General features: G+C 64.4%; 28 protein-coding genes and 2 tRNA genes. 5 read left to right on the forward strand and 25 right to left on the reverse strand.

The window, feature by feature from the left end; translation table 11 throughout:
- Positions 1-250: 250 nt before the first annotated feature.
- Positions 251-1,237, reverse strand: a complete 987-nt coding sequence (locus J2X53_RS18440; RefSeq protein WP_349038973.1) for an agmatinase — start codon at positions 1,235-1,237, stop codon at positions 251-253.
- A 181-nt stretch (positions 1,238-1,418) separates the two neighbouring features.
- On the opposite strand from J2X53_RS18440, the gene J2X53_RS18445 reads away from it, so the two are divergent.
- Positions 1,419-1,793 carry a polymer-forming cytoskeletal protein gene (locus J2X53_RS18445; RefSeq protein ID WP_118149980.1) on the forward strand — a complete coding sequence of 125 codons (375 nt, stop codon included), beginning with the start codon at positions 1,419-1,421 and terminating at the stop codon, positions 1,791-1,793.
- Between the two features lie 70 nt (positions 1,794-1,863).
- Here the strand turns inward: J2X53_RS18445 and J2X53_RS18450 are convergent, their stop codons facing one another.
- The 6 genes from J2X53_RS18450 to J2X53_RS18475 all read right to left on the reverse strand — a co-directional run bounded on the left by J2X53_RS18450 (position 1,864) and on the right by J2X53_RS18475 (position 7,811).
- A complete protein-coding gene (locus tag J2X53_RS18450) occupies positions 1,864-2,283 on the reverse strand; it encodes a PaaI family thioesterase (protein ID WP_349038974.1) in 420 nt (139 codons plus the stop codon).
- Positions 2,284-2,663: 380 nt separating this feature from the next.
- Positions 2,664-4,160, reverse strand: coding sequence for a carboxypeptidase M32 (locus tag J2X53_RS18455; protein ID WP_349038975.1), 1,497 nt, complete (start codon positions 4,158-4,160; stop codon positions 2,664-2,666).
- A complete protein-coding gene (ctaA, locus tag J2X53_RS18460; RefSeq protein WP_349038976.1) occupies positions 4,157-5,323 on the reverse strand; it encodes a heme A synthase in 1,167 nt (388 codons plus the stop codon). The genes J2X53_RS18455 and ctaA overlap by 4 nt, the downstream gene beginning before the upstream one ends.
- A gap of 419 nt (positions 5,324-5,742) precedes the next feature.
- Positions 5,743-6,288 carry a GNAT family protein gene (locus tag J2X53_RS18465; protein ID WP_349038977.1) on the reverse strand — a complete coding sequence of 182 codons (546 nt, stop codon included), beginning with the start codon at positions 6,286-6,288 and terminating at the stop codon, positions 5,743-5,745.
- A gap of 198 nt (positions 6,289-6,486) precedes the next feature.
- On the reverse strand, positions 6,487-6,960 hold the full coding sequence (locus tag J2X53_RS18470) for a hypothetical protein (protein WP_349038978.1): 474 nt from the start codon (positions 6,958-6,960) through the stop codon (positions 6,487-6,489).
- A 113-nt stretch (positions 6,961-7,073) separates the two neighbouring features.
- Positions 7,074-7,811 (reverse strand): RNA methyltransferase, encoded by a 738-nt coding sequence (locus J2X53_RS18475; RefSeq protein WP_349038979.1) that lies wholly within the window; start codon positions 7,809-7,811, stop codon positions 7,074-7,076.
- A gap of 114 nt (positions 7,812-7,925) precedes the next feature.
- Here J2X53_RS18475 and J2X53_RS18480 point away from each other — a divergent pair, with 114 nt between their 5' ends.
- Positions 7,926-8,546, forward strand: coding sequence for a thiamine phosphate synthase (locus J2X53_RS18480; RefSeq protein ID WP_349038980.1), 621 nt, complete (start codon positions 7,926-7,928; stop codon positions 8,544-8,546).
- A 9-nt stretch (positions 8,547-8,555) separates the two neighbouring features.
- Here the strand turns inward: J2X53_RS18480 and J2X53_RS18485 are convergent, their stop codons facing one another.
- The 3 genes from J2X53_RS18485 to J2X53_RS18495 form a co-directional block, all read right to left on the reverse strand.
- Complete coding sequence (locus J2X53_RS18485; protein WP_349038981.1) at positions 8,556-9,386, reverse strand: lysophospholipid acyltransferase family protein; 831 nt, start codon at positions 9,384-9,386, stop codon at positions 8,556-8,558.
- Complete coding sequence (locus J2X53_RS18490; RefSeq protein ID WP_349039045.1) at positions 9,383-10,162, reverse strand: GNAT family N-acyltransferase; 780 nt, start codon at positions 10,160-10,162, stop codon at positions 9,383-9,385. The genes J2X53_RS18485 and J2X53_RS18490 overlap by 4 nt, the downstream gene beginning before the upstream one ends.
- 169 nt (positions 10,163-10,331) lie before the next feature.
- Positions 10,332-10,505 (reverse strand): DUF3553 domain-containing protein, encoded by a 174-nt coding sequence (locus J2X53_RS18495; RefSeq protein ID WP_349038982.1) that lies wholly within the window; start codon positions 10,503-10,505, stop codon positions 10,332-10,334.
- A gap of 33 nt (positions 10,506-10,538) precedes the next feature.
- Here J2X53_RS18495 and J2X53_RS18500 point away from each other — a divergent pair, with 33 nt between their 5' ends.
- Positions 10,539-11,138, forward strand: a complete 600-nt coding sequence (locus J2X53_RS18500; protein ID WP_349038983.1) for a histidine phosphotransferase family protein — start codon at positions 10,539-10,541, stop codon at positions 11,136-11,138.
- Between the two features lie 7 nt (positions 11,139-11,145).
- Here the strand turns inward: J2X53_RS18500 and J2X53_RS18505 are convergent, their stop codons facing one another.
- From J2X53_RS18505 to J2X53_RS18545, 9 genes are all read right to left on the reverse strand, one after another.
- Positions 11,146-12,405, reverse strand: coding sequence for a glutamate-5-semialdehyde dehydrogenase (locus tag J2X53_RS18505; protein ID WP_349038984.1), 1,260 nt, complete (start codon positions 12,403-12,405; stop codon positions 11,146-11,148).
- Positions 12,406-12,475: 70 nt separating this feature from the next.
- Positions 12,476-13,603: a glutamate 5-kinase gene (proB, locus tag J2X53_RS18510; protein ID WP_349038985.1), complete on the reverse strand. Its 1,128-nt coding sequence runs from the start codon at positions 13,601-13,603 to the stop codon at positions 12,476-12,478.
- Positions 13,591-14,613 carry a GTPase ObgE gene (obgE, locus tag J2X53_RS18515; protein ID WP_349038986.1) on the reverse strand — a complete coding sequence of 341 codons (1,023 nt, stop codon included), beginning with the start codon at positions 14,611-14,613 and terminating at the stop codon, positions 13,591-13,593. Before obgE ends, proB begins: the two co-directional genes overlap by 13 nt.
- Positions 14,614-14,735: 122 nt before the next feature.
- The gene (locus J2X53_RS18520; RefSeq protein ID WP_349038987.1) at positions 14,736-15,269 is read right to left on the reverse strand and encodes a GNAT family N-acetyltransferase; all 534 of its coding nucleotides are present in this window, start codon (positions 15,267-15,269) and stop codon (positions 14,736-14,738) included.
- A 4-nt stretch (positions 15,270-15,273) separates the two neighbouring features.
- On the reverse strand, positions 15,274-15,837 hold the full coding sequence (locus J2X53_RS18525; protein WP_349038988.1) for a GNAT family N-acetyltransferase: 564 nt from the start codon (positions 15,835-15,837) through the stop codon (positions 15,274-15,276).
- A gap of 228 nt (positions 15,838-16,065) precedes the next feature.
- Entirely contained in the window at positions 16,066-16,335 is a 270-nt protein-coding gene (gene rpmA, locus J2X53_RS18530; RefSeq protein ID WP_118149966.1) for a 50S ribosomal protein L27, read from the reverse strand.
- 12 nt (positions 16,336-16,347) lie between these two features.
- Positions 16,348-16,803 carry a 50S ribosomal protein L21 gene (gene rplU / locus J2X53_RS18535; RefSeq protein WP_118149965.1) on the reverse strand — a complete coding sequence of 152 codons (456 nt, stop codon included), beginning with the start codon at positions 16,801-16,803 and terminating at the stop codon, positions 16,348-16,350.
- A 208-nt stretch (positions 16,804-17,011) separates the two neighbouring features.
- Positions 17,012-17,344, reverse strand: a complete 333-nt coding sequence (locus J2X53_RS18540) for a hypothetical protein (RefSeq protein WP_349038989.1) — start codon at positions 17,342-17,344, stop codon at positions 17,012-17,014.
- Positions 17,341-18,243 (reverse strand): hypothetical protein, encoded by a 903-nt coding sequence (locus J2X53_RS18545; RefSeq protein WP_349038990.1) that lies wholly within the window; start codon positions 18,241-18,243, stop codon positions 17,341-17,343. The genes J2X53_RS18540 and J2X53_RS18545 overlap by 4 nt, the downstream gene beginning before the upstream one ends.
- Before the next feature lie 184 nt (positions 18,244-18,427).
- Between J2X53_RS18545 and J2X53_RS18550 the strand changes: the two genes are divergently transcribed.
- Positions 18,428-18,517: transfer RNA gene (locus J2X53_RS18550), tRNA-Ser, on the forward strand.
- A gap of 161 nt (positions 18,518-18,678) precedes the next feature.
- Here the strand turns inward: J2X53_RS18550 and J2X53_RS18555 are convergent.
- From J2X53_RS18555 to J2X53_RS18565, 3 genes are all read right to left on the reverse strand, one after another.
- Positions 18,679-19,065 (reverse strand): Rap1a/Tai family immunity protein, encoded by a 387-nt coding sequence (locus J2X53_RS18555; RefSeq protein WP_349038991.1) that lies wholly within the window; start codon positions 19,063-19,065, stop codon positions 18,679-18,681.
- A 388-nt stretch (positions 19,066-19,453) separates the two neighbouring features.
- Positions 19,454-19,543: transfer RNA gene (locus tag J2X53_RS18560), tRNA-Ser, on the reverse strand.
- An 11-nt stretch (positions 19,544-19,554) separates the two neighbouring features.
- Entirely contained in the window at positions 19,555-19,863 is a 309-nt protein-coding gene (locus tag J2X53_RS18565) for a hypothetical protein (protein WP_349038992.1), read from the reverse strand.
- Positions 19,864-20,109: 246 nt separating this feature from the next.
- On the opposite strand from J2X53_RS18565, the gene J2X53_RS18570 reads away from it, so the two are divergent.
- Positions 20,110-20,862: a helix-turn-helix transcriptional regulator gene (locus J2X53_RS18570; protein ID WP_349038993.1), complete on the forward strand. Its 753-nt coding sequence runs from the start codon at positions 20,110-20,112 to the stop codon at positions 20,860-20,862.
- A gap of 48 nt (positions 20,863-20,910) precedes the next feature.
- On the opposite strand, the gene J2X53_RS18575 is transcribed toward J2X53_RS18570, so the two are convergent.
- Genes J2X53_RS18575 through J2X53_RS18585 form a run of 3 tightly spaced genes read right to left on the reverse strand, consistent with a single transcriptional unit; the run spans position 20,911 to position 25,199 of the window.
- Complete coding sequence (locus J2X53_RS18575) at positions 20,911-21,630, reverse strand: alanyl-tRNA editing protein (protein ID WP_349038994.1); 720 nt, start codon at positions 21,628-21,630, stop codon at positions 20,911-20,913.
- A 3-nt stretch (positions 21,631-21,633) separates the two neighbouring features.
- Positions 21,634-24,168, reverse strand: coding sequence for a DUF3772 domain-containing protein (locus tag J2X53_RS18580; protein ID WP_349038995.1), 2,535 nt, complete (start codon positions 24,166-24,168; stop codon positions 21,634-21,636).
- Positions 24,165-25,199 carry a cysteine synthase A gene (locus tag J2X53_RS18585; RefSeq protein WP_349038996.1) on the reverse strand — a complete coding sequence of 345 codons (1,035 nt, stop codon included), beginning with the start codon at positions 25,197-25,199 and terminating at the stop codon, positions 24,165-24,167. The genes J2X53_RS18580 and J2X53_RS18585 overlap by 4 nt, the downstream gene beginning before the upstream one ends.
- Positions 25,200-25,353: the final 154 nt, after the last annotated feature.

Consider the following 25,353-nt stretch of genomic DNA (forward strand, 5'->3'; position numbering starts at 1 on the left):
CGCGTTTCCACGTCCCCGCCGCTTCGGTAAGGCGGTGTTTAGGCCCACCACAAAAAACCTGCAAGAGGAAATCTTCACACAACCGTCGTTTTTCCGAGATACCCTTTGTTTCCTTGACCCAAACGCGCAAACTTTCTGCACCCTGCCCGCGCCGCAGACCGGGACAGGACTGCATTTTGGTGCCCCGCCCCCGAATCTGGGTCCCGATTCCTGCCCCTTCGCGCCGAATCTGTGCCGACTCCGGGGCGACTCACTCCGCCGCCAGAACCGCCCCCGCCATCACACAGAGCAGCTCGAACATCACCGACGCCCCCAGATAGGCCGTCGCCCCGTTCAGATCGAACGGCGGCGAGACCTCGACCACATCCGCCCCCACGATCCGCACGCCCGCCAGCTCGCGCACCACCTGCAGCGCCTGAAAGCTGTTGGGGCCGCCCACTTCGGGCGTGCCGGTGCCGGGGGCATAGGCCGGGTCGATGAAGTCGATGTCATACGAGATATAGGTCTCGCCCTGCCCTGCGCGCGCACGCGCCTCGGCCATCACATCGGACACGCCGCGGGCATGGAACTCTTCAATCGCGATTACCCTTATCCCCACAGCATCGGCAAAGTCCCGGTCCTCCCGGTCATAGGCCGTGCCCCGGATGCCGATCATGGTCACGCGAAGCGGGTCAAGCAGCCCCTCTTCCACGGCGCGGCGGAACGGGGTGCCATGGGTATACATCGTGCCGTTGAAGTAGCTGTGGAACAGATCGGTATGGCTGTCGAAATGGATCATCCCCAGACCCTTCGGGCTTTCGGGCCGATCCTTGGCCAGCGCCCGCAGGATCGGCAGGCTGCACAGATGATCGCCCCCGGCGGTCAGGGGCACGATCCCCGCCGCGCGCACTTGGCTATAGAAAGCCTCCATCCGCGCCAGAGAGTCCATCAGATCGGCCGGGTTCGGACCGACATCGCCCAGATCGGCACAGCGCACCGCCTCGAACGGGCGCACGCGCGTGGCGGCATTTTCGGCGCGGATCATGGTCGAGGCATCCCGCAATGCACGCGGCCCATGGCGCGGGCCGGGGCGGTTGGTGGTGCCGCCATCCCAGGGCGCACCGATCAGCCCGATCTGCACATCGGCAAAGCGCGGATGCTCCGGCGTCACCACCGGCAGCCGCATGAAACTGGCCACCCCGGCGAATCGTGGCAACTCGAAACCGGAAACCGGCACGAAAAACGGGTCCTGTGTCATGATATGGCAGCCCTTCTGTCTGAACTTTTCCGCGATCAAACCACCCCTGCCCCCCTCTGTCAGGTCCGCACGCGACATCATACCGGCCAATGCGCGCCCGTTTGCCACCCTTGGGCCGCCCGCCCCTTGACCGATCCGCCGCCATACGCCCTTATCAGGCAAAGCCAGTAACGGACGGATCATGTTCAACAAGACCTCAGACCAGACAGCCCCACCGGGTGGTGCCCCCCCCGCACGCCCCTCAAACACCAGATCGGTCTTTGCCAGCGACCTGAAAATCACCGGCGAGATTTCGTCGGTTGGCGATATCGAGATGCTGGGCGACATTGACGGAAACGTCACCGCCCGCAGTCTGTCCGTCGGGGCAGAGGGCCGGATGAACGGCACCATCACCGCCGAAACCGTCGAAGTGCGCGGCAAGGTCGATGGCCAGATCAGCGCCGACAGCTTTACCCTGCGCGCCGCCGCCAAGGTGGCGGCAGATGTTACCTACCGCACCCTGATCATCGAAAGCGGGGCGCAGGTCGAAGGGCGCTTTGCCAGACACAAGGCCTGACCGCGCTCTCAGCTTTGAAAACGGCCTCCGCTTGCGGGGGCCGTTTTGCTTTGGTGCCTGCGGTGCCGGGTCAGGCTGCCGGGATCGCATAGGTCAGCCCCGCTCGCGCCACCGGCTCTGACCCGCCTTCGGAAAACAGCAGCACATCTCCTACCGCCAGCCTGCGCCCCAGCTTCAGCACCCGCGCACGGCCCAGCAGGTCAACCCCGGCCTGTGGCTTGCGCATGAAATCCATCGCACAATTCGTGGTCACCGCCAGCGCGACCGGCCCGATCCGGCTCAGGATCGCCAGATACATCGCCACATCGGCAAGGCCAAACATCGCCGGCCCCGACACCGTACCGCCGGGCCGCAAATGCCGCGCAGCCACCCGCAGCCGCAGCGTCACGCCGCTCGCATCCGCCTGCTCCACCGTGAAGTCCTCGGCCACCTGCCCGAAATCGCGCTGCAGAAACGCCTGCAGCGCGGCCGTATCCATCACCAGTGTCATGTCGCCCCTCCCCGTCTGTTGTCACCCCGCAGCCCCCATTGTGCAGACCATCTGGGCAAACCAGCCTGCTGGCCAAACGCCGCCCCCTCCCCCATCCCCTCCCACAAGGGGAGGGGCGCGCCTGGCACACCGGTTGCGCCCCGCCGCCCTCTCCGCTTTGCCCGGCCCCGAGGCGCAAGGCGGCCCCCTCCCCCCTTGTGGGGGAGGGATGGGGTGGGGGGGGCGCCGCAGGGAGTCACCGACCTGCGGCGAAGGCCGCTGTGGCACCGGCGGACGCCTCCGGCGGGAGTATTTTTGCCAAGATGAAAGCGGCGGCAACAGGACCTGCAACCGCCTGGGTCGTACGCGGGGCGCGCGCGGCGTTCAACGCCCCGGTCAGGTTACAGCCGGTACAGGGCTTTGAACTTGGCCTCCAGATAGTCAAGCAGCGGCCCCTCGCTGGGCTCGAACCCGCAAGCCAGCCGCACCACCTCGCGCGGCTCATAGAGCCCGCCATGCCGCTGCACGTTCTCGCGCAGCCATGCGGTCGCCGCCCGCGCATCTCCGCGCGCCAGATGGTCATCAATATCCGGCACCGCCTGACGCAAAGCGACATTCAGGCAGCCGGCATAGACATTGCCCAGCGTATAGGTTGGGAAATAGCCGAACAGACCGCAGGACCAATGCACATCCTGCAGCATCCCCTGCGAGGCGCGCGGCACCGCCACGCCGAAATCGGCGGCAAAGCGGTCATTCCACGTTGCCTCCAGATCGCCCACCGCCAGATCGCCCCGGATCAGCGCGCGTTCCAGATCAAAGCGCATCATCACATGCAGGTTGTAATGCACCTCGTCGGCCTCGGTCCTTATGAACCCCGACTGCACCCGGTTGACCGCGCCGTAGAATGCATCGGCATCGGTCAGGCCAAAGCCGTCAAACCGGGTCTGCATCTGGCCGAACATCCAGCCGGTAAAGGCCCGCCCGCGCCCGAGCTGGTTTTCATAGATCCGGCTCTGGCTTTCATGCACACCCATGCTCACCCCCGCCCCCAGCGGGGTCAGCCGGTAATCGGGGTCAATCCCCAGCTCATAGCAGGCATGGCCCACCTCATGGATGGTCGAGTAAAAGCAATTGAACGGATCACTTTCCACCACCCGCGTGGTGATCCGCGCATCATCGCCGGAACCGGAGCTGAACGGATGCACAGCCAGATCCAGCCGCCCGCGCTCCCAGTCATAGCCGAAGGCGGTGGCCAGATCGCGCGCCATGCGCATCTGCGCGTCCTGCCCGAACGACCCCTCCAGCTTTGCCGGCTGATACGCCGCCCCCAGCACCGCCGACCGCAACGCGACCAGCCGGGGCCGCATCGCATCAAACATCGCGCCCAAGCTGGCCGCCGTCGCGCCCGGCTCGTAATCGTCGATCAACGCGTCATACAGATCACCGCCCTGCGCGAGGCAGGCCGCCTCTTCGCGCCGCAGCTGGATCACCTCGGCCAGGATCGGCAGAAACGCCGCCACATCATCGCGCGACCGCGCCTCCGCCCAGATCCCCTGCGCCCGGCTGGTCACCCGCGCCAAGGCCTGCGCCAGCGGCCCCGGCACCTTGACCTGCCGCGCATAGGACCGCCGGATGTGGCGCAGATTGGCCGCAGCAACTGGATCGGCCACCGCATCCGCCGCCTCCGCCTGCGCCAGCCACTCCGCGATCCGCGGATCGGTGCGCCGCGCATGCAGCACCCCCTCCAGCGCCGACATCTCCTCGGACCGCTGCTCGGCCGCGCCGCGCGGCATCATCGTCTCCTGATCCCAGCCCAGCCGCCCCGCGACCTGACCCAAAGCCTCGGTCTCGCGCTGAAACGCCATCAGATCGGCATAGGCCATGTTGTTCGCACTCATGCCGTGCCCCTCCGGATTGACCCGGCCAGCGGGTATTGTGACAGATAACGGGCGCGCAGGATCAGCACCCACAAAAGAACCGCACCCAGCTGATGGGTGATCGCCACATGCAACTGCGCCGATGTCAGCACCGCCATGATGCCCAGCCCGACCTGCGCCAGCATCATCAGCATCACCATATGAAAGGCAAAGCGCGTGGCCCCGTGCGCCGACTTGCGCCCGCGCAGACAGACCACCACGCCAAAGGCAAAGAGCCCATACCCCGCCATCCGGTGCATGAACTGCACCAGCCCCGGGTTCTCGAAAAACGCATGCCAGATGGGCAAGGCCCCGCCCTGCCCGTCGGAGACATAAAACGCATCCGCCGGAAAGAACGCGCCGTTCATGTCCGGCCAGGTCGGAAACGCGCGGCCCGCATCAATCCCGGCCACCAGGGCCCCGAGCAATATCTGCAGAAACGCAAAATGCATCAGCCCGGTCGACAGCCCGAACAGCTTGCCCTCCCGCGCGCGGCGCGCCTGCAACAGCGCCGCCTCCGAGCGGCCCAGCAAGAATATATACCAGCCAATGAAGCCAAGGATCACAAAGGCCAGCCCCAGATGGGTGGCCAGCCGGTACGACGCCACCGAGGTCATCGCCCCGGTCAGGCCCGAGGCCACCATCCACCAGCCAATCGCCCCCTGCAGCCCGCCCAAAGCGCCGATGAGCACCAGCCGCCCGGTCCAGCCCGGCGGAATGCGCGAGGTCGCCCAGAAAAACAGAAACCCGATCCCCCAGACCAGACCCACGGCCCGGCCAAGCTGCCGATGGCCCCATTCCCACCAGTAAATCACCTTGAACGCCGACAGCTCCATGCCGGCATTCATCAGCTGATACTGCGGGCTGGCGCGGTACTTGTCGAATTCCACCAGCCAGTCGGCCTCAGTCATCGGCGGCAAGGCCCCGGTCACAGGCCGCCATTCGGTGATCGACAGCCCCGAGTCGGTCAGCCGCGTGAGGCCCCCCACCACGATCATCGCCATCACCATCAGGAACAGCACGATCAGCCAACCCCGGATCGCGCCCCGCGCGCCCATGGGCCGGGTGTCGATCAACCCGCCCTGCGCCTTCGGGGCCGCCCCCGCGCTGCCCACCTCTTCGAAAATGCTGCGCTTGCCCGCCATACCCGCCTCATACCTTGCTGGCCGAGAGACTAGGCTGCGGCCTCAGTAGCTTCAAGGGGGGTGCGGCGATGGGGCGGGGCACGGCCATGGCATCGCAGCCGGTGGGTCAACCTGCGCGCAAGCGCGCAGAACGACCCACCCTCCCCCTATTCTTTTCCGCTCTTCTCTTCCCGTGGCCCGGAACAGCCACGAAGCGGCCCGGGCCGAGCCCCACAGCCCGACAGGCGATTGTTCTTCCCAATCGCCGACAGGGAACCTCCCCCGGGAGGGCGCTTTGCAACGTTTGCGCCTGGACCTCCGGTGGGAGATGCTGAACCAAAAAGCGCCTAGAACCAGCGTCACCGCGCCATCCCGAGGTCGGGCGCGGCCCTGTTTTCCTCTCCAAAGCGCATAGATGCCTTAATATACGCAAAGAACCCTTACCGGACCTTGGAGTAGATGACGCAATCGCGGGGCGCTTCGGAGATGTTGGGGTGTCGGAAATAGCTCCGTAGGGTGCCTTCACGCTCCATACCCGCTTTCTCCATCACTCGGGCCGACGCCGGATGATCCACATCACAGAAAGCCTCGGTCCGGTGAATCTCGGGGTGAGCGAGAGCATGTTGCACAAGCCACCTCATCACCTCTGTTGCGCAGCCCCTTCCCCACATGGATCTCTGCAAAACATAGCCGTAGTTCACCCTATGGCCGATCAGTTTGGGGTGAAACATTCCGATGAAGCCGCCGCTTATGCGGTCAAAAGCAACGACGGGAAAGCCGCTACCGATATCCCATTCCGCCGCCGCTATTTCCAAGAACGCGGACGTGTCTGCAAGGCGTCGATGGGGCTTCCAGCCAAGAAAGCGCGTGACCTCTGTATCGGTGGCGTAGCTGTCGAAAATGATCTCTGCATCATCCGCCTTCACGCGGCGGAGGTGGTAGCGGGCGGTCTCGAACTCATCCGGCAGACAGTAATGCATGCTCATTTTTCAACCCTAACGATGGAGCAGGGCACGTCAAGCTGTTGAACCTCCGCTTCCTCCCACCACTCAACCCCCTGTCACCCACAGCACCCGCCCCCCGCCGTAAGGCCCGGCTATCCCCCAACCCCTTCCCAATTGCAGCTTTCCCAAATACTCCGGGGGTCCGGGGGCTGGCCCCCGGGGCCGGCCGCAGGCGCAGCGTCAGGAGGGTTCGCCAAACCCCTCCGGCACCAACCGCCCCTCCGCCACCGCCATCCCCCCGTCCTCCAGCAGATCCGCCAGCATTGCCTCCACATTCTGCCCTGCCGCCGACAGATGCGTCCAGATCTCGCGCACCGCGGGCGTGATGCGCGGCTCCTGCACCGCCCGCGCGGTGTGCAGCCAGGCGGCCAGCCCGTCGCTGCTCACATAGTCGCGCGTCTTGCGCAGGGCGGCGATTTTCGTCTGGCTCGCGCGGACAAAGCGTTGCACCTCCGCCGCTTTCCATGTGGCCAGCTTGGTCAGATCCTGCCCCTGCGCCAGATGCACCTGCGCCCAGAACTGCGCGGCGGCGGCGTGCTGTTCCACTGCATGCGGCTTGCCGCCCGCCAGCCGGTCGGCCACCGCCTGCGCCTCATCGACCAGCGCCTGAACAGCCTTTTCCTTTTGCCAGTTGCTGAAGTCGGTGCCAGCCATCGGGATCTCCTTGTTCAGTCAACGCAACGAGAAGTGTTAAAACTTCGTGAATCTCACAGGGTCAAGTCTTTGAAATCAAACATAACCCGCACCTGTAACACAGCGGGAAGCCCTCACTCCCCCTGCTGGCGCAGGCGGTAGGCAATCTGGCGCAGCATGCCGTGAAAGGTCTGCACCTCGGCCCGGGTCAGGTTCAGCCGGGCCCACATGTTTCGCAGATTCAGCCGCATGTTGGCGGCCTTGGTCTCGGGAAAGAAAAACCCCGCCGCCTCCAGCCGCTCTTCAAAGTGGTCGCCCAGTTTCTCAACGTCAACCCGGCTGGCAAACTCGGTACGGGCCAGTTCCATCACCTCCGGTGCCACCACCGCCGTCTGCCGCCGCCATTCATAGCCCATCAAGAGCGCGCATTGCCCCAGGTTCAGGCTGGGGAAGTCGGGGTTCACCGGCACCGTGACGATGGCATTGGCCAGCGCCACATCGTCATTCTCCAGCCCCGCCCGCTCGGGTCCGAACAGCACGCCCACCTTCTTGCCCTCGGCCGCCATCGCGCGGGCCATCTCCATCGCCCGCTCCGGCGTGACAATCGGCTTGACCAGTTCGCGCCCCCGCGCGGTTGTGGCAAAGACATAGTCGCAATCGCCGATGGCCGCTGCCACATCCGGGAACAGCCCGGCCTGATCCAGCACCCGCCCCGCGCCCGAGGCCATCGCCACCGCCTTGGGATTGGGCCAGCCGTCACGCGGGGCCACCAGACGCATCCGGGTCAGGCCGAAGTTCAGCATCGCCCGCGCGGCCGCGCCGATATTCTCGCCCATCTGCGGGCGGACGAGGATGAAGGCAGGTTCGATCATGCGTGGCACCCCAGGTTTTACAGGCCTGTTACGCCAGCTCCCCCGCGCGGGCAAGACATGGTCAAGCCGCAAAAAGGCTGGTAAGCCAGCCAAAACCCGCTGCGAGGACCCGCCATGGCCGCCGAAGACCGCCCGCAAATCACCCTGATCACACCGCCCAGCTTTGATCTTGATGTCTTCCCCACCCGTCTGGCCTCTGTGCTGGACGCGATGGACGTGGCCTGCCTGCGCATCGCGCTGGCCAGCCGCGAAGAAGACAACCTGCTGCGCGCCGGTGACGTGCTGCGCGAGGTGGCCCATGCCCGCGACGTGGCGGTGGTGATCGAAAACCATCTGCTGCTGGTCGAACGGCTGGGCCTTGACGGGGTTCACCTGACCGACGGCGCGCGAAACGTGCGCAAGGCCCGCAAGGATCTGGGGGCCGAGGCGATTGTCGGGGCCTATTGCGGCACCACCCGGCATGAGGGCATCAGCGCGGGCGAAGGCGGCGCGGATTATGTGGCCTTTGGCGCGATTGGCGACTCAGCCCTGGGTCAGGGCACGCAGGCCGATTTCGACCTGTTCGAATGGTGGTCGGAAATGATCGAAGTGCCGGTGATTGCCGAAGGCGCGCTGACGGTCGAACTGGTCGAACGCTTTGGCCCGGTCACCGATTTCTTTGGCATCGGGCCAGAGATCTGGGGTGCCGACGAACCGCTGGCCGCGCTGAAAGCCCTGCTGGCCCCGCTGGGCTGAGCCCTGCGGTCACGGGCGGGCGGGCCGTTCCGGACCGGGATGGCTGGTCGCAATGACCCGCTCGCAATACTGTGCAAGGTCTTTGCGGTTGGCATAGGCATCCACCGGCACCTGCGCATGAAACACCACCTCGACGCTGCCCTGCTTTGGCGAAGACAGCACCGCAAGCAGATGCCCGGCAAAGGTCATGTCGCCCCACCAGCCATAAAACCGCGGATCGGTTCCTGCGGGGGCGCGATAGGCCACGGTGACCGGCTGAATGTGCAGCACCGTTTCCAGCCCATGGGTGAAGAACGCGGCGAACAGCGTTGATTTAAAGGGCAAAACCCGCTGGCTGTCGGTCGAGGTGCCTTCGGGAAAGAACAACAGCCGGTGACCGGCGCGCAGGCGGTCTTCAAGTTGCTGCTGCTGGCGTCTGGCCTCGGTGCCTTTGCGGGTGATGAACAGCGTGCCGGTCGCGCGCGCCAGCCAGCCGATGCCCGCCCAGCCCGACACCTCGGATTTCGCCACGAAATAGACCGGCGCACAGGCGTTCAGCGCAAAAATATCCAGCCACGAGGCATGGTTGGCCACCATCGCGCCGCGATGCTGCATCGGCGTGCCCCGCACCGACAGCCCGATCCCCATGATCCGCAGCGCCGCGCGGCAGACACCTTGGGTGATGCGCGGGGTCCACGGCCGGTTCAGCCCGAACAATGGGCGCTCCACGCAGCGCAGCAGCAGCAAAAGCACCAGTCCGCCATAGGTCACGCAGCCCAGAGCCGCCCCGCGCAAGGCAACGCGGACCCAGCCCGGCAGGGTCAGCGAGGCCGTGGGCGGCGGATCGCCGTACCAGGTCATACCGCTTCGCCCTTGCGGATGTAGAAATCCTTGTGCTTCTGGCTCATCTGATGCGTATCCATCACCAGACAGACATCGGTGGTGTTGAACGCATGATCGACAAACACGCCTTCGCCGACAAAGCCCCCCAGCCGCAGATAGGCCTTGATCAGCGCCGGGGTCGCGGCCAGAGCGGCGCGGCGGTTGACCTCTGCAGCAGGCAGCAGGTGCAACTGGCTCAGCCCGTCACCAAGCGCGCGCACCCGCAGCGCAGGCGGGGCCAGATGTGCGTGATGCAGCATCGACAGGGGTGCCGCCAGTGCCGTCAGATCGGTGCCCGGAAAGCTGGCCGCACCGAACAGGATCTCGATATCGCGTTCAATCACATAGCGCGCCAGCGCGTTCCACAGGTGAAACATGCCGGTGCCGCCCCGATGATCGGCATGGATACAGGACCGCCCCAGCTCCAGCAACTTGCGCCCCGAGGCTTTCAGCAGGGTCAGGTCGAATTCGGTTTCCGAGTAAAACCGGCCGATCCGGCGCATCCGGTCACAGGGCAACAGGCGGTACACACCGACCACATGATCGCCCTGCCCCGGATCAAGGCTGCGGTCCACCAGCACCAGATGATCAAAGACGCTGTCAAACTCATCCCGCTCGGTCTGCGCTGTATGGTCCACGCCGGGACCATCGGCCCCCAGTTCCTTGACAAACACCCGGTATCGCAACCGAAGCGCCGCCGCGATGTCAGCCTCGCCGGTGGCAAGGCGCGCCTCATAACGGTCTTCCGACTGTATTGCCGTCACAGAGCTGTCTCCTGTCGCCTTAACCAGCGGTTAATGATCATGGGGATAAAAGCAGGGGAGGGACAAGGCAACCGCAATGACGCAATCTGTGGCAACGGCAACCGGAGCGGTCAGGGCAACATTATGATGAAAGAAACCCGCGCCGAACCGTCACAGCCCCTCACATGCCAAAAATCGGCAACAGTTCGATCTGGCGGCCATCAATCACCACCTTGCCAGCGTGTTCAAAATTGACGGTAATGCGCCCACCGATGTTCGACTGCACCTGCCCCAGGCCCCAGTCGGGCCGGTCAGGGTGCCGCACCATCATGCCCGGTTCCAAAAGCGCATTCATCTTTCGCCCCTTTTTCCATTCAGGATGTCGCCCATGTCTGACAAGCCCGATCTGACGGCCCTGCTGGGGTCACGCATCTGCCACGATCTTATCAGCCCGATCGGCGCCATCGGCAATGGGGTAGAGCTGCTGATGATGGACGGCATGGGCAGCAGCCCCGAACTGGCGCTGATCGTTGACAGCGTCGCCAATGCCAACGCCCGCATCCGGTTTTTCCGCGTGGCGTTCGGCGCGGCGGGGGCCAGCGAACAGCGGATCGGCCGGGCCGAGGTGGTCAGCATCCTCAGCGATCTGACCCGGGGCGGCCGGCAGCTGATCGACTGGCAGTCCCCCACTGATCTGTCGCGGCGCGAGGTCAAGCTCGCCTTTCTCGCGATCCTCTGTCTGGAAAGCGCGATGCCCCATGGCGGCACGCTGTCGATTGACCGGGGCGATCAGCGCTGGACCCTGCGCGGTGAGGCGGGGCGGCTACGGATTGACGCGGACCTGTGGGAGCTGCTGTCAAACCCCGCCGCCGCTGTCGACATCGGCCCCGGTCAGGTGCATTTTGCCCTGCTGCGCGACGAAATTGCCCGGCAGCACCGCCGCCTGACGGTAGAGGTCGGCGATACGGCGGTGCGCCTGTCATACTGATCCATCCTCAGGCGCGGCAGGTGCCGTCGCCGCGCACCAGATACTTGAAGCTGCACAGCTGCTCGGCCCCGACCGGCCCACGCGCATGCATCTTGCCGGTGGCAATGCCGATCTCGCCGCCCATCCCGAACTCGCCGCCATCGGCAAACTGGGTACTGGCATTGCGCATCAGAATCGCGCTGTCGAGCCGGGTCATGAACCGCTCGGCGGTCGCGTCATTCTCGGTCAGGATGCTTTCGGTGTGGCTCGATCCATAGCGCCGGATATGGGCAATCGCCTCATCGACGCCATCGACCAGCTTTGCCGCGATGATCATGTCCAGAAATTCGCGCCCGAAATCATCGGGCTGCGCCCGCACCGTGCCCGGCACCTTGAGCAATTCGCCTTCGGTGCGCACCTCCACCCCGGCTGCCAGCAGATCCTCGATCAGCACCGCGCCGTGTTTGGTATAGAACTGCCAGTCGATCAGCAGACATTCGGCCGCGCCGCAAATCCCCGTCCGCCGGGTTTTCGCGTTCAGCACCACGCGCCGCGCCTTTTCAAGATCGGCGTCGCGGTCGGCATAGACGTGGCAGATGCCCTCCAGATGCGAAAACACCGGCACCCGCGCCTCGCGTTGCACCAGCCCGACCAGCCCCTTGCCGCCACGCGGCACGATCACGTCGATATGCTCGACCGCCCGCAGCATGGCCGAGACCATCTCGCGGTCGCGGGTCGGGATCAGCTGGATCGACGCCTCGGGCAGCCCCGCCCCGCGCAACCCCTCGACCATGCAGGCATGGATCGCGGTCGAGGAATGAAAGCTTTCGGACCCGCCGCGCAGGATCACCGCGTTCCCGGCCTTCAGGCACAGGGCCCCGGCATCGGCGGTCACATTCGGGCGCGACTCGTAGATCACGCCGACCACGCCCAACGGCGTGGCCACCCGTTGAATGTGCAGCCCAGAGGGCATGTCCCATTCCGCCAGCACCCGCCCGACCGGATCGCGCTGCTCGGCAATTGCGCGCAGACCATCCACCATGCCCCGGATCCGCCGCTCATCCAGTGTCAGCCGATCCAGCATCGCGGAGCTCAGGCCCTTTTGCGTGCCATAGTCCAGATCCAGCGTGTTCTCATCCAGGATCGCCTGACGCCCGGTCCAGATCGCCTCGGCGGCGCCGATCAATGCTGCATGCTTGCGTTCCGGCGAGGCGCAAGACAGCTCTGCCGCCGCGTCCCGCGCTGCAAGCCCGATCTGTTTCATCAGATCATTCATCTGCCCGTCCATCGTGCAAACCCTTTCATCTTGGTCCAAGTACTCCGGGGGTCCGGGGGCAGCGCCCCCGGCGGCCAGGCATTCAGACCACCATATCATCCCTGTGCACCAGCGCCGCGCGGCCCTGATAGCCCAAAATCCCCGCAATATCGCCCGAGCGGTGCCCGGCAATCGCCTTGGCCTCCACCGCCGTATAGCGCACCAGCCCCTTGCCCAGCACCACGCCTTCGGGCGACAGGATCGACACCGGCTCGCCCCGGCCAAAAGTCCCGGTGACCCGCGTGACGCCAGCGGGCAGCAGCGATTTTCCGGCACGCAGCGCGGCAACCGCGCCCGCATCCAGCACCAGCTCGCCGCGCGGTTTCATCGCGTTGATCCAGCGTTTGCGCGCCAGTTGCGGATCGGCCTGCGCCACGAACCAGGTGCGCTGCGCACCGTTGGCCAAGGCCGTCAAGGGCCGCAGAACCGACCCTTCCATGATCGCCATGGCGCAGCCGCCCGCAATCGCGGTCTTGGCGGCCAGCAGTTTGGTCTTCATCCCGCCCTTGGACATCCCCGAAATCGGATCACCCGCCATCGCCTCGATCTCGGGGGTGATGTGCTCCACCAGATCAAAGCGCTCTGCGGTCGGGTCTTCTTTCGGATTGGCGGAGTAAAAGCCGTCGACATCCGACAGCAACAGCAGCTGATCCGCCCCCACCGTCACCGCGATCTGTGCGGCCAGCCGGTCATTGTCGCCAAAGCGGATTTCATCCGTCGCCACCGTGTCATTCTCGTTCACGATCGGCACCACGCCCAGGCCCAGCAGGGTTTCCATCGTGGCGCGGCTGTTCAGATAGCGGCGGCGGTCTGTGGTGTCTTCCAACGTGACCAGAATCTGCGCGGTGGTGATGCCATGCGGCGCCAGCACCTCTTCATAGGCGCGGGCCAGCCGGATCTGCCCGACTGCTGCCGCCGCCTGAGACTGCTCCAGCGTCAGCACGCCGTCACCCAGACCCAGCACCTTGCGGCCAAGCGCGATAGAGCCGGAGGACACCAGCACCACATCAGTGCCGCGCACCTTGGCCTCGGCCACATCCATGGCAAGCGCCGACAGCCAACCCTGTTTCAGGCCGGTCGCGCGGTCCACCAGCAGGGCAGAGCCGATCTTGACGACCAGCCGTTTTGCGTTGCGGATATCGGGGGCGAGACGCGTGCTCAGGGCTGCCACGGGCCAGCCTCCTCTTCCGGAGCCTCACCCTGAATGGTGCCATAAATCGCACGAAGAACGTCCTGCAAGCCCTTGCCCGCCACGCCGGAAATCACATGCACCGGCCCGCCGCTGGCCTTTTCCAGCGCGCGCCTGCGGTCGGAAATCTGCTTTGCGTCCATCGCGTCGCATTTGTTCAGCGCCACGATCCGGGCCTTGTCGCCAAGCACGTCGGAATAGGCCTCCAGCTCGGTCACGATGGTCTTGTAATCCTTGGTGATGGTGCTCGATGTGCCATCGACCAGATGCAGCAGCACCTTGCAGCGCTCGACATGGGCCAGAAACTGGATGCCCAGACCGCGCCCTTCGGATGCGCCCTCGATCAGACCGGGAATATCGGCCATCACGAATTCAGCGCCATCGACGCCGACAACGCCAAGGTTGGGGATCAGCGTGGTAAACGGATAGTCGGCAATCTTGGGCCGGGCGTTCGACACGGCGGCGAGGAAGGTGGATTTGCCGGCATTCGGCAGCCCCACCAGCCCGGCATCGGCGATCAGCTTCAGCCGCAGCCAGATGGTCCGCTCTACCCCTTCTTGCCCCGGATTGGCGCGGGCGGGCGAACGGTTGGTCGAGGATTTGAACCGCAGGTTGCCCCAGCCGCCGTTGCCGCCCTGGGCGAGGATCACCTTTTGCCCCACCTCGGTCAGGTCGGCGATGATGGTTTCCTCATCCTCGTCCAGAATTTCGGTGCCGACCGGCACCCGCAGCACGATGTCTTCGCCGGTCTTGCCGGTGCGCTGCGCGCCCATGCCGGGCTGGCCGGATTTGGCAAAGAAATGCTGCTGATAGCGAAAGTCGATCAGCGTGTTCAGGCCATCGACAGCCTCCACCCAGACCGAGCCGCCATTGCCGCCGTCACCGCCATCGGGGCCGCCGAATTCGATGAACTTCTCACGCCGGAACGACACGCAGCCGCCCCCACCGCCGCCCGAGCGGATATAGACTTTGGCGAGGTCGAGGAATTTCATGAGATCAGGCTTTCGGAAAAAACGGTGGAATGCGTCAGGCGCAGATGAACGTGCGATACAGGATTGGGGGCCACACCTCAAGCACGTGCGGTATCAGGGCGCAAAGCAAGGGGAAATCCGGCTCAGGCAGACGGTCGGGCGGGCGGCGGATGCAGGGCAAGGAAGCTTTCGCGCGACAGCACCAGATCAATGTGATCCATTTCCAGCCCCAAGGCGCGACAAAACCGGGGCTTGCGCCCGGTTTCCGAAAACCCCAGCTTTTGCAGAACCCGGGCTGACGGCGCATTGCCCACAAAGTAGCCCGAACTGACTGGCCCGGGGTAGAAGTCGTACACGGCATGCAACAGACCCACCGCCGCTTCACCCGCGTATCCGCGTCCCTGCGCGTGGCGGGCGACCCAGAACCCAAGCTCTGCCCCGCCCCCGATCAGCCCGGCAAATCCCTGCGCGTCATGGATCGCAAACGTTTCCCCCTCCGGCGCCGTGGCGACATAGGACCGGAAATGCGCAGCGGGATAGGGAAAGGGCGTGGTGGCAAGCCAGCTGGCAATCTCGGGGTCGTTCAACCCCGCGATCACGCCCGCCTCATCAGCGAGTGTCAGAGGGCGCAGCCGCAGCCGCGCCGTCTGAAGCCAGATACCGGCCGCCTGCCCCATCCCCTCATCCCAGCTTGCGGATATAGGTCCAGGTCGGCACCCGGGCATTGCGCGCCACGCTGAAGGTTTCCGCGTCGCCCAGATACTGAAAGCCCGCATTGGTCAGCACCCGTGCAGAGCCGGGATTGTCCTGAAACACCTCGGCAAACATGGTGCGGTTGGCTTGCGGGTTGGCATCGACCAGCGCCTGAACGGCGGCAGAGGCAATGCCAAGATTCCAGAACGCAGGCGCGACCCAATAGCCGACTTCGGACTGGTCGCGGTTGTATTTTGCCACGTCCATACGTTTCAGACTGATCACGCCCAACACTTCGGGCAGCGACGACTGGCTGCCATCCATGACCCAGATATCCTCATCCTGGGGGCGCTTGATGGCACGGGTCACAAACCCCTCGGCCGCGCCCGGGGGCAGCGGATGGGGGATGGAATGGGTCGCCTCGGCCACGCGGCGGTCACCGGCATACAGGGCAAACAGCCCGGCATCCGATTTGCGGACCGGGCGCAGAATGAACCTGCCCGCGTCAATCACAGCCTGCGCCGCCGTAGCGGCGATAACGTCCAGTGTCATGGCTTCCCTCCTTTGAAGCGCATGAAGGGTCGAACTGACCCCGCAAGAATAGCATCAACATGGCCACCCGCGCCTGACCGGAACGTGGGTTGCCGCAATCACCTTGCCAAGTCTTGATGGCAAAAGCGTGAACATTTGCCCGCAAATACCGGAAATACCCCGGAAAATGCGAAAGGGACCGGCCTTTCGGCCGATCCCCCGTTTACATGTCAAATGTAAAGGTTCGGCTTACTCGGCTGCCTCCGCGAGCGGGAGAACCGAAATAAAGGTGCGGCCCTTCATGCCCTTCTTGAAGGACACTTTCCCCTCGACGGTCGCAAACAGGGTGTGATCCACGCCCATGCCCACGCCCTCACCCGGGAACCAGGTGGTGCCGCGCTGACGGACGATGATGTTGCCCGGAATGGCGTGCTGACCGCCAAAGAGTTTCACGCCCAGACGACGGCCGGCAGAGTCGCGGCCGTTGCGGGATGAGCCGCCTGCTTTCTTGTGTGCCATGGATATTACTCCTTATTCAGCAACAGCTTCAGCGGCTTTTGCGGCGCGCTTGGGCTTGGCGGGGGCTTCGGCAGCTGGCGCGGCCGCAGCGTTATGGGCGGTACGGCGCGCATCGGCAGTGCCGGTGGCGGCTGCAACGCCCGACGACTCCGCGCCGGAGGCCAGAACGTCGGTCACGCGAACCAGCGTCAGGTGCTGACGGTGGCCTTTGGTGCGCTGCGACGAGTGCTTACGACGACGCTTCACAAAGTGAATGGTCTTTTCGCCTTTGATCTGGGCGATCACTTCGGCCTGAACCGCAGCACCGGCCACAAAGGGCACGCCAACGGTCACGGACTCGCCGCCGACCATCAGGATGTCGTTGAACTGGATCTTGTCACCAGCATTGGCGGCCAGCTTTTCAATGCGCAGAACGTCACCCGCCTGCACTTTGTATTGCTTGCCACCGGTCTTGAGGACCGCGAACATGGGTCTTTCCTTTTCATCACCCGCGTCCTGCGGCCCCCGTCTGTGGGAGTTTTGTGGGGCAAGCCCCGCCTTCGGACAGCGCGCCCCATCCGGGGCGTCATTGCAAATATAGAACCCGGCCAAGATTCGCATCTTTGCCGGGATGCGGGCTTATCCGAAGAATCCGGTACGAAGTCAAGCGCTGCCTGAGCGCGCGGGGCGGCGGGGATCAGCGGCAGGCAAAAGGCAGGAACGACCCCGCCATCCCCTCGGCCACCGCCATCAGCGACAGCTTGTCAGCCAGAGCAAACTCCTCCGGGCTGACCGGGCAGACCTCGGCCCGGGCGGTGCAGCCCGAGGCCAGAAACGCCTCGTGCTGCTCCAGAAACGCAGGCCCGATGCCCGCCGCCCCCTGCCCCGCAGTAAGTGCCGTCCAGGCTTCAGTATACAGACTGCACTTGCGCGCCACCCAGGCCGGATCGCCGCCAAGGCTTTGCCCAAGCGCCACCGCAGGCAGCATCAGGCAGGCGGCGGCTGCAAGCCGCGCCCTGATCAGTCTCATATATCTTCGCCCTGCATCTGGCTGGCGGCGGCGCGGCCCAGATCATACGAAATCCGGGTGAACACCTCATCATAGGCGGCAAACAGGGCCGCATTCATCTTTTGCCCCGCCGCAGTCTCGGAAAACGCGATATAGGTGTCGAGATCTTCGTCGGACAGCGGCTGATAGGCCAGCGACAGGAACGGGAACAGCCAGTCGGTGGTTTCGGCCCGCACATCCGGTTCCTGCCCCCAGACATCGCTCAGCATCTGGTCTTCGGTCATCTCTTCCGGAAAGGCGCCGCTTTCCGACAGGCCGCGATAGAACGCCAGATTGGCATTCATCGCCCCCATGACATTGGATTCGATCAGGTCATTGACCTCGGCGAAACGGGTCAGCTGGTCCACCCGTGCGCCGCCTTCGGCGCTCAGCTCTGCCCAGGCCAGTTTTGCCGCATCCTCAACATCGCTGTCCAGAAGCGCGCGCCGCGCCTCGATCTCCAGCTGCAGGATGCTCTGGCCTTGCGGCGATCCGAAAAACCCCTCGATCGCATCCAGGTCCGGCCCGGCCCCGGCCAGACCCTGCGCCAGTGCCGTATCAAACCGTTTGCGCATGGTCTCGGCATCATAGATCAGCGCGACAGATGCCTCCCATTGCGGGCCGCCTTTGCCGGGGAACATCTCTTCCGACAGGGTCTGGCCGTATTCCAGCCCCTCTTCGCGCATCACGCCGATGATATCGCTCATCTTCATGGTATCGGCCAGTGCCGCGATCCGCGCCGCATCCGCCACCGGCGCGGCCTGCGCCTGCTCTGTCCGGACCTCTGCCCGTGCAGGACCGGTTGCGACCGGCGCAAGCACCAGCCCCAGCCCAAAGGCGGCAGACAGTCCGAAAGAGGAAAGAGCAAAAGGCAGGGACATGGCAGACCTGTGAGGCAAAGGGTGTCTGCCCAGACAGCTAGTGGTTTCACACCCGCTTGCCAAGCCAGCCCGACGCACGCCCGCGTGACTGGCACAGAACCGCCGAAACAAATTGCACGAATGGGGGCTTGCAAGCGTCCGCAAGGGCGGATAGGAACCGCGCCACGAAGACCACACCAAATGCGGAGAGGTGCCGGAGTGGTCGATCGGGGCGGTCTCGAAAACCGTTGTGGGTTTGCGCCCACCGTGGGTTCGAATCCCACCCTCTCCGCCAATCCCCTAAGTGCTTGAATTTACAAGAGAAGCGCGCTTTGGCTCCCCAGAGGCAGCGGCATTCTTGGCCGCGTTACTGGCGCGAACTCCCCAAGGTTCAGACATATTTACATCTGGCCATGAGCGCTGCGCTTCAAGGACTTAGAAGGACTACCGATACTACTATTGCTGACATGGAAACGCTTCTCCTAGCGCAATCTGTATTAGCCCGCGCGCTGGCCGATGGCGCATTGCCGGATTGGTTCGCAGATACCCAATGACGATATCGGTGTATTGCTTTGCAATGACACCATCAGGCTCGCAGATCTGCAAGATTGAATTGGATGTTTGGTTCACTGAAGCAACATCAACTCCGCCAGCATGGAGCAGAGGCGCCGCTATGCCCCAACGCATCCCTTCCACCGCTCCGAGGATGTAGCCAATACAGTATCCCGCTTGCGCTAGGCCATCTGTGTCACAGGCTTCAAACAACTCATTCCCGGTCACAGGCTGTGCTTCAACAGACTCCGAAAGAACGAGTAGCAAACATACAAGTGCGCCTGCCTTCATGGCACGTTCCCCCAACTGATTTGCGCAAGGATAGGCGGTCGCCTTGATCGGCACGAGAGAAAAGGGGGCAATTTCTCCCTTCAAAGCACCCTCAAATTACCCCAAGGTCCGAGCCCAGCGCCGAGTAATTGTGTCATACCAAGAAAGGACGCCCGGTCGCGTTCGGATTGCAGGAAGCTTCCTCGCGCAGTGACCCCAGAAAAACCGGGCAATGCCACGTTTCGGGGCTGGGCAGATCACAGGCACACAAGGGTAGGGGCCGCACCGCGTGATTTAACACGCATGACGCGCGCGCAAGACCAAACACCCCCGAGCGTTTCCCCAATGGCGGGCTGGATGGCGGGCAGTATCCGAATGAAAGGAAAAACGCAGTAAAATCAAGGGTAAATGGCGGACAGTGAGGGATTCGAACCCTCGAGACGGTTCCCCGCCTACACACTTTCCAGGCGTGCGCCTTCGACCACTCGGCCAACTGTCCGTGGCGGCCTCTTAATCGCGACTGGAACAAAGATGCAAGAGGGGAATTCGGGAAACCGGGGGTGTTTTTGTTTTGGCCCGCATCGCGGCGGGGAGTGTCGGGGCGGCCTGGCCCTCGACAACCTGAATATCCCGGCACAGACGGTCGCTGCCCCGCATTTCCGCGCGAAAAGCCACCATGTCACCGATGGCCACGCTGACCATCGGGTTGCGCCATGCCGTCGGCCCGCTGGCGATACCCAGCTCCTTTGAATCCTCGCACCAGATAATGGCCCGAAACTCCTGACGTGAATACCAGATCACCACTCCATGCATTGTCATCGGGCCGTCTCCTTCTGCCGGGCGACGTCCCCAGCGCGCGCCCCATGACAAAATTTAGGCCGCTACGCCAGAGGCAAATAGCCGGTGTTCTGTATCAGACCTGACGCTGAACAGCATCAATACCGCCGGATATTGACGCTTATCAGCATCAGATGTACCACCGCATTTGCAAAATGCGCAGGAACAGATGCGGGTCCGAACAAGACAATGACAAAATCCTCTTCACCGAATCCTGCGGATCTGCGGATGATTCTGGGCGATAACCTGCGCGAGCTGTGCAGTGATGCGCCATCTGTGAGCGAATTGTGCCGCACAATCGGGGTAAACCGCACCCAGTTCAACCGTTACCTCACCGGCACGGCCTTTCCCCGGCCGGATGTGCTGTTCCGCATTTGCAGTCATTTTGGCGTGGATGCGAATATCCTGCTCCGCCGGCTTTCCGACTCCCCGGCACCGAAACCGGCGGCCCCGGCCGGGCGTCTGGTGATCGACACACAACGCCCTTTTGATCACTACCTGTTGCCAGATGGCATCTATCGCTATTGGCGCAGATCCTTTCGGCAGCCAGAGCTGGCCTATTGCGGCATGGCGCTGATCTACAGCAAGGCCGGGGAAAAGCTGTGGAAGGGGTATGACATCCACGATGTTGCCATCCGCACCGGCACAAAGCGCTACGCCCGCTCCAGCAGCTATGACGGGCAGTTGATCCAGCAGTTTGACGGTTTTGCGCTGATGTCGCGCACGCCCCATAACGACCAGATGAATGTGACCTATTTTGAATACGGTCTCGATGCGCTGCCCGATTACTTCAGCGGGATTTCTTTCATCACCCGCCGCCGCCTGTCCGAAGCCAACCGCCTGACGGCGATTGTGATGCAACGGCTGGCCGACACTTGCAGCGTCCGGCTGGCGGCAGCGCGGGGCTGCGGCACGCAAGCGCTGGACACGCTGCTCCCCCATGTCCGCACCGCGCTGGAGCGGGTGCCAAACCGGCTGTAATAAGGACCGGCTGTAATACAGACCTGTTGCGGCTGTGACCCGGGGCGGTCAGCTGCCGAGCGTCAGGGTGACGCGCCGGTTTTGGCGCCCCTTCTTTTCGACCTTGGCGATCGCAACCCGCCCGACCTCGCCGGTGCGGGCGACATGGGTTCCGCCGCAAGGTTGCAGATCCACCTGATCCGCCCCCTGCCCGATCCGCACCAGCCGCACCCTGCCCTGCCCCATCGGCGGCATCACTGACATGGTCTTGACCAGTCCCGGATTGGCCATCAGCGCCTCATCCGTGATCCACTCATCGGTAACCGGCAGGTCGCGACCGATCAGGGCATTCAGTGCCCGGTCGAGCAGGTCCAGATCAGCGGGAGGGTCGGGCATGTCAAAATCCAGACGGCCCCGGTCAGACCCGATCTGCCCGCCGGTCACCGGCAAGGGGATCACGACCGACAGCAGATGCAGCGCGGTGTGCATCCGCATGTGCCGGTGCCTGCGCCCCCAGTCCAGCCGCTGGGTCAGGGCGGTGCCAACCGGCGGCATCGCCAGCGGCTCGGCTGGCACCAGCGCCACCTGCCCGCCCTCGACCTTGACGGCGGTGGCGATGGTCAGCCGGCCACCGGACCACTCGACCCAGCCGTTATCACCGGGTTGCCCGCCACCGGTCGGATAAAACACCGAACGGTCGATCAGAATGCCGCCCTCGGGGGTGTGGCCCGTGACCACAGAGTCGATTTGCTGAAGATAGGCGTCATCGCGGAACACCAGCTCTGTCATGGGTTAGTCCCCTCCCTTGCCCGGGTCCGTGTCCGGATCACTGATGCCCTCGCCCGGAAAGTGATCGCGCGGCAGGGGTCCGGCTGGCTTTGCTTCCCGCGCGGGCGCATCGGCCGCAGCAGCCGGGGGCGGTGCCGCCGCAGCCACGGCACCGGGCACCAGACGCAACAGCTCGGCTATTTCGGCGGCGTTGCGCACGGTGACATCCGATTGCGCGAACGGAATCTCGATTCCCTCGTCGGCGAACCGCTGGGCGATCTGGTGGTTGATCTCGCTACGGACCGACAGCGAGAAATTCACATCGCGCAGGATCACCCGGATCTCGAAATCCATCGAATCCGCGCCGAACGCCATGAACACCACCATCGGCGGCGGGTTCAGAATCGCCAGCGGCTGCGCTTCGGCAATTTCCTGCAAGATCCGCGTGACCTTGCGGGTATCTGACCCATAGGCGACCCCCACCGGCACAATCAACCGTCCCGACAAGTTGAACCGGGTCCAGTTCGTCACCCGACCCGCCACCAGATCGGTGTTCGGCACGATCACATCGGTCCTGTCAAAGGTCTCGATCCGGGTCGAGCGCACCGAAATCGCCTTGACCTTGCCCTGAATGCCGCCCACCTCGATCCAGTCGCCCTCGCTCACCGGGCGCTCGATCAGCAGGATGATCCCCGAGACAAAGTTCGACACGATGTTCTGCAAGCCAAAACCGATACCGACCGACAGTGCCCCGGCCACGATGGCCAGCCCCGACAGGTCGATCCCGGCAGAGTTGATCGCGATCAGCCCGGCCAGAAAGATCCCGACATAGCCCACGCCCGACACCAGCGCATTGCGCGCGCCCTGATCCAGACTGGTGCGCGGCAGAACAGTGCCGCGCAACGCGCCCTGAAACAGCCGGGTGACCGTGATGCCCACACCGAACAGCACGGCAAAGAACAGAAAGTTGGCCGGCGAAATCCGCGTCTCGCCCACCGAAAAGCCTTCACGCATCCGCGCCCAGAGCTCGGTCAGATCGGCGCTCCGCGCGCCCCAGATCAACGCAAACACTGGCAGCGCCGCCAGCACCAGCGCGAACCCGACCAGCACCGGCACCAGTGCGTTGCGCGCACCGTCCTCGTTGCGGGTGATCACGGCATAGATGTCGGTCACGACAATCTGCAGGATGTACAGCAGCCCCATCAGACCCAGCGACGTGGCCGCCGGAAACACCAGCGCGTCGGCGGCAGGAACATAGCCGATGGCCGCCAGAACCGGTGCCACGATGCCAATCAGAATGGCCCCGCGCCCCAGCAAAGACACGATGCGGTTGCGAAACCCCACCTCGTCATCCTCGCCACTGTCCGCAGCCACCGTCCGCTGCATCAGCCGCCCGACCCGCACCAGCAGAAAGGCGGCAAGAACAATCGTCGGAAACGCCAGCACGGCGCGCGCCGCCTCTGACAGCGCCGGAGTGTCCATCACGGCCAGCCGCAGCGCATCAACCGCGAGCACGGCCCCGTACAGCGCTGTCAGAAACCGGCCCTCGGCCCGGCGTTCATTGCTCAGCCGGAACGGCAGAAAGTCGTGATCGCGCGGAAACAGCTGCACGCCCAGCCAGATCGAGTTGAACAGCAACAGTCCCGCCACGGGCAGTGTGTCCAGCAACACCGTGCCGACAATCCCGAACATGCCCGACAGGCTCAGCGCATGCGACAGGGCAATCACGCCGATGGTCGGCACCACGATCTGCCCCAGCGACAGCACCAGCGTCGCAACCCGGACACCCCGCGCCGACCAGCGCTTGTTGATACCGGCCACCAGCCGCTCGACCAGCGGCCGGCCGCGCCAGATCAGGCCAAGCGCAAAGGCCAGAAACAACAGCATGGCCGGGACGTTGTTCACCAGCGTTTCATGCGCGGCTGGCGTTGACCAGCGCTGCCGCGTCTCGGCCCACATGCCCGCCACAACATCGCTGACCGCCCGCACAGCCCCCGGCCAGTTGCCCGGATTGAGCGGTGAAGGGTAAAGCTGCAACAATGCATCGGCCTGCCGCTCGCGCAGGGTGCGGTCGATCTCGGCAATCAGCCCGTCTGCCCGCCGGTACGCTTCTACCGCCGCAATGCCCGGTGCCTGCAACCGTGCCAGCTGATCGTTCAGCGCAGCCCGCCGCGCGGCAATCTCGTCCGCTTCGGTCTGGCCCTCTTCGGGCGCAGGACCAAGCGCCGCAATCTGCTGGCGCAGCGTGTCAATGCGTGAGGAATTGGTGCTTTGCGCCAGCAGCAGCGTCTCACGCCATCCCACCAGCTGGGCGCGCAGCCCATCCAGCCCGGCAGCGGTCGAATTTGCATCCCCCAAAGCGGCTTCCGCCTGCTCGGCCACAGCCTCCCAGGCGGCATAGTCCAGCTCAGACGCGCCTTGGGCAGACTGACCGTTCGTGCCCGCCTGCGCCGCCGGCGGTTGCCCCCCCTGTTGGGCCAGGGCCAGAGCGGGCATTACCCCCAGCAAGAGCGCGACGAAAACCGCCCGCGCCAGGGTCCGACCGTGAAACAGGGTCATGCGTCTTCGAACACGCTGGGCAAGGCTTTCGGCGCCGAGTCGAGCCAGGCCGGAACCGGCAAGCCCTTTTCCTTCAGGAACGCCGGGTTGTAGAGCTTGGACTGATAGCGGTTGCCGTAATCGCACAGGATGGTGACGATGGTATGCCCCGGCCCCATTTCCTGCGCCATGCGGATCGCGCCCGCGATGTTGATGCCGGATGATCCGCCCAGACAGATCCCCTCATCCTCCAGCATCTCGAACACCAGCGGCAAAGCCTCGGCATCCGGGATGCGATAGCTGAAATCTGGCGTGAAGCCTTCGAGGTTGGCGGTGATCCGGCCCTGCCCGATGCCTTCGGTGATCGAGGTGCCGGGGCTTTCCAGCTTGCCGGTGGTGTAGAACGCGTGCAACGCCGCCCCCTCCGGGTCGGCCAGCCCGATCTTGACGCCTTTCGGCTGCAAGGCCATGCCGACCCCCGCCAGCGTGCCGCCCGAGCCGACGGCGCAGATAAAGCCATCAACCTTGCCGCCGGTCTGGTCCCAGATCTCGGGCCCGGTGGTTTCGATATGGGCCAGACGGTTGGCCACATTGTCAAACTGATTGGCCCAGATCGCGCCATTGGGTTCGGTCCGCGCCAGAGCCTCGGCCAGACGCCCGGAATAGCGGACATAGTTGTTGGGGTTCTTGTAAGGGGCCGCCGGCACCTGCACCAGTTCAGCCCCCGCCAGCCGCAACATGTCCTTCTTTTCCTGCGATTGCGTTTCAGGAATGACGATCACCGTCTTGAACCCCATCGACGCGCCGACCAGCGCAAGGCCAATGCCGGTATTCCCCGCCGTGCCCTCGACAATCGTGCCGCCCGGCTTCAACGCCCCGCGCGCCACCGCATCGCAGATGATATACAGCGCGGCCCGGTCCTTGACCGACTGGCCGGGATTGAGAAACTCGCATTTGCCAAGGATGGTGCAGCCCGTCATTTCGGACGCGCGCTTCAGCTTGAGCAGCGGGGTGTTGCCGATGGTATCGGCAAGATCGGAATGAATGCGCATGATCGGCCCTCTTGTCCTTTGCATCATGTGTAGGCAAGTCACGCGCCAACCTCAAGCAGCGCCGCGCACCGGCTGACGCGAAAGAGAACAGCGCGCAGCCTGTGAGGGACGCGCGCTGTGCAGGCCGGGGGAGCCTCCGGCGGGAGTATTTGGC

It is taken from the genome of Pseudotabrizicola sp. 4114 (assembly GCF_031457365.1).
In the GTDB taxonomy this organism is placed as follows: Bacteria; Pseudomonadota; Alphaproteobacteria; order Rhodobacterales; family Rhodobacteraceae; genus Pseudotabrizicola.

Bases quoted from the DNA above. Each gene is read 5' to 3' on its own strand.
- J2X53_RS18440 (WP_349038973.1), bottom strand. From the start codon at position 1,237: ATGACACAGGACCCGTTTTTCGTGCCGGTTTCCGGTTTCGAGTTGCCA.
- J2X53_RS18445 (WP_118149980.1), top strand. From the start codon at position 1,419: ATGTTCAACAAGACCTCAGACCAGACAGCCCCACCGGGTGGTGCCCCC.
- J2X53_RS18450 (WP_349038974.1), bottom strand. From the start codon at position 2,283: ATGACACTGGTGATGGATACGGCCGCGCTGCAGGCGTTTCTGCAGCGC.
- J2X53_RS18455 (WP_349038975.1), bottom strand. From the start codon at position 4,160: ATGAGTGCGAACAACATGGCCTATGCCGATCTGATGGCGTTTCAGCGC.
- ctaA (WP_349038976.1), bottom strand. From the start codon at position 5,323: ATGGCGGGCAAGCGCAGCATTTTCGAAGAGGTGGGCAGCGCGGGGGCG.
- J2X53_RS18465 (WP_349038977.1), bottom strand. From the start codon at position 6,288: ATGAGCATGCATTACTGTCTGCCGGATGAGTTCGAGACCGCCCGCTAC.
- J2X53_RS18470 (WP_349038978.1), bottom strand. From the start codon at position 6,960: ATGGCTGGCACCGACTTCAGCAACTGGCAAAAGGAAAAGGCTGTTCAG.
- J2X53_RS18475 (WP_349038979.1), bottom strand. From the start codon at position 7,811: ATGATCGAACCTGCCTTCATCCTCGTCCGCCCGCAGATGGGCGAGAAT.
- J2X53_RS18480 (WP_349038980.1), top strand. From the start codon at position 7,926: ATGGCCGCCGAAGACCGCCCGCAAATCACCCTGATCACACCGCCCAGC.
- J2X53_RS18485 (WP_349038981.1), bottom strand. From the start codon at position 9,386: ATGACCTGGTACGGCGATCCGCCGCCCACGGCCTCGCTGACCCTGCCG.
- J2X53_RS18495 (WP_349038982.1), bottom strand. From the start codon at position 10,505: ATGAATGCGCTTTTGGAACCGGGCATGATGGTGCGGCACCCTGACCGG.
- J2X53_RS18500 (WP_349038983.1), top strand. From the start codon at position 10,539: ATGTCTGACAAGCCCGATCTGACGGCCCTGCTGGGGTCACGCATCTGC.
- J2X53_RS18505 (WP_349038984.1), bottom strand. From the start codon at position 12,405: ATGGACGGGCAGATGAATGATCTGATGAAACAGATCGGGCTTGCAGCG.
- obgE (WP_349038986.1), bottom strand. From the start codon at position 14,613: ATGAAATTCCTCGACCTCGCCAAAGTCTATATCCGCTCGGGCGGCGGT.
- J2X53_RS18520 (WP_349038987.1), bottom strand. From the start codon at position 15,269: ATGGGGCAGGCGGCCGGTATCTGGCTTCAGACGGCGCGGCTGCGGCTG.
- J2X53_RS18525 (WP_349038988.1), bottom strand. From the start codon at position 15,837: ATGACACTGGACGTTATCGCCGCTACGGCGGCGCAGGCTGTGATTGAC.
- rpmA (WP_118149966.1), bottom strand. From the start codon at position 16,335: ATGGCACACAAGAAAGCAGGCGGCTCATCCCGCAACGGCCGCGACTCT.
- rplU (WP_118149965.1), bottom strand. From the start codon at position 16,803: ATGTTCGCGGTCCTCAAGACCGGTGGCAAGCAATACAAAGTGCAGGCG.
- J2X53_RS18540 (WP_349038989.1), bottom strand. From the start codon at position 17,344: ATGAGACTGATCAGGGCGCGGCTTGCAGCCGCCGCCTGCCTGATGCTG.
- J2X53_RS18545 (WP_349038990.1), bottom strand. From the start codon at position 18,243: ATGTCCCTGCCTTTTGCTCTTTCCTCTTTCGGACTGTCTGCCGCCTTT.
- J2X53_RS18555 (WP_349038991.1), bottom strand. From the start codon at position 19,065: ATGAAGGCAGGCGCACTTGTATGTTTGCTACTCGTTCTTTCGGAGTCT.
- J2X53_RS18565 (WP_349038992.1), bottom strand. From the start codon at position 19,863: ATGACAATGCATGGAGTGGTGATCTGGTATTCACGTCAGGAGTTTCGG.
- J2X53_RS18570 (WP_349038993.1), top strand. From the start codon at position 20,110: ATGATTCTGGGCGATAACCTGCGCGAGCTGTGCAGTGATGCGCCATCT.
- J2X53_RS18575 (WP_349038994.1), bottom strand. From the start codon at position 21,630: ATGACAGAGCTGGTGTTCCGCGATGACGCCTATCTTCAGCAAATCGAC.
- J2X53_RS18580 (WP_349038995.1), bottom strand. From the start codon at position 24,168: ATGACCCTGTTTCACGGTCGGACCCTGGCGCGGGCGGTTTTCGTCGCG.
- J2X53_RS18585 (WP_349038996.1), bottom strand. From the start codon at position 25,199: ATGCGCATTCATTCCGATCTTGCCGATACCATCGGCAACACCCCGCTG.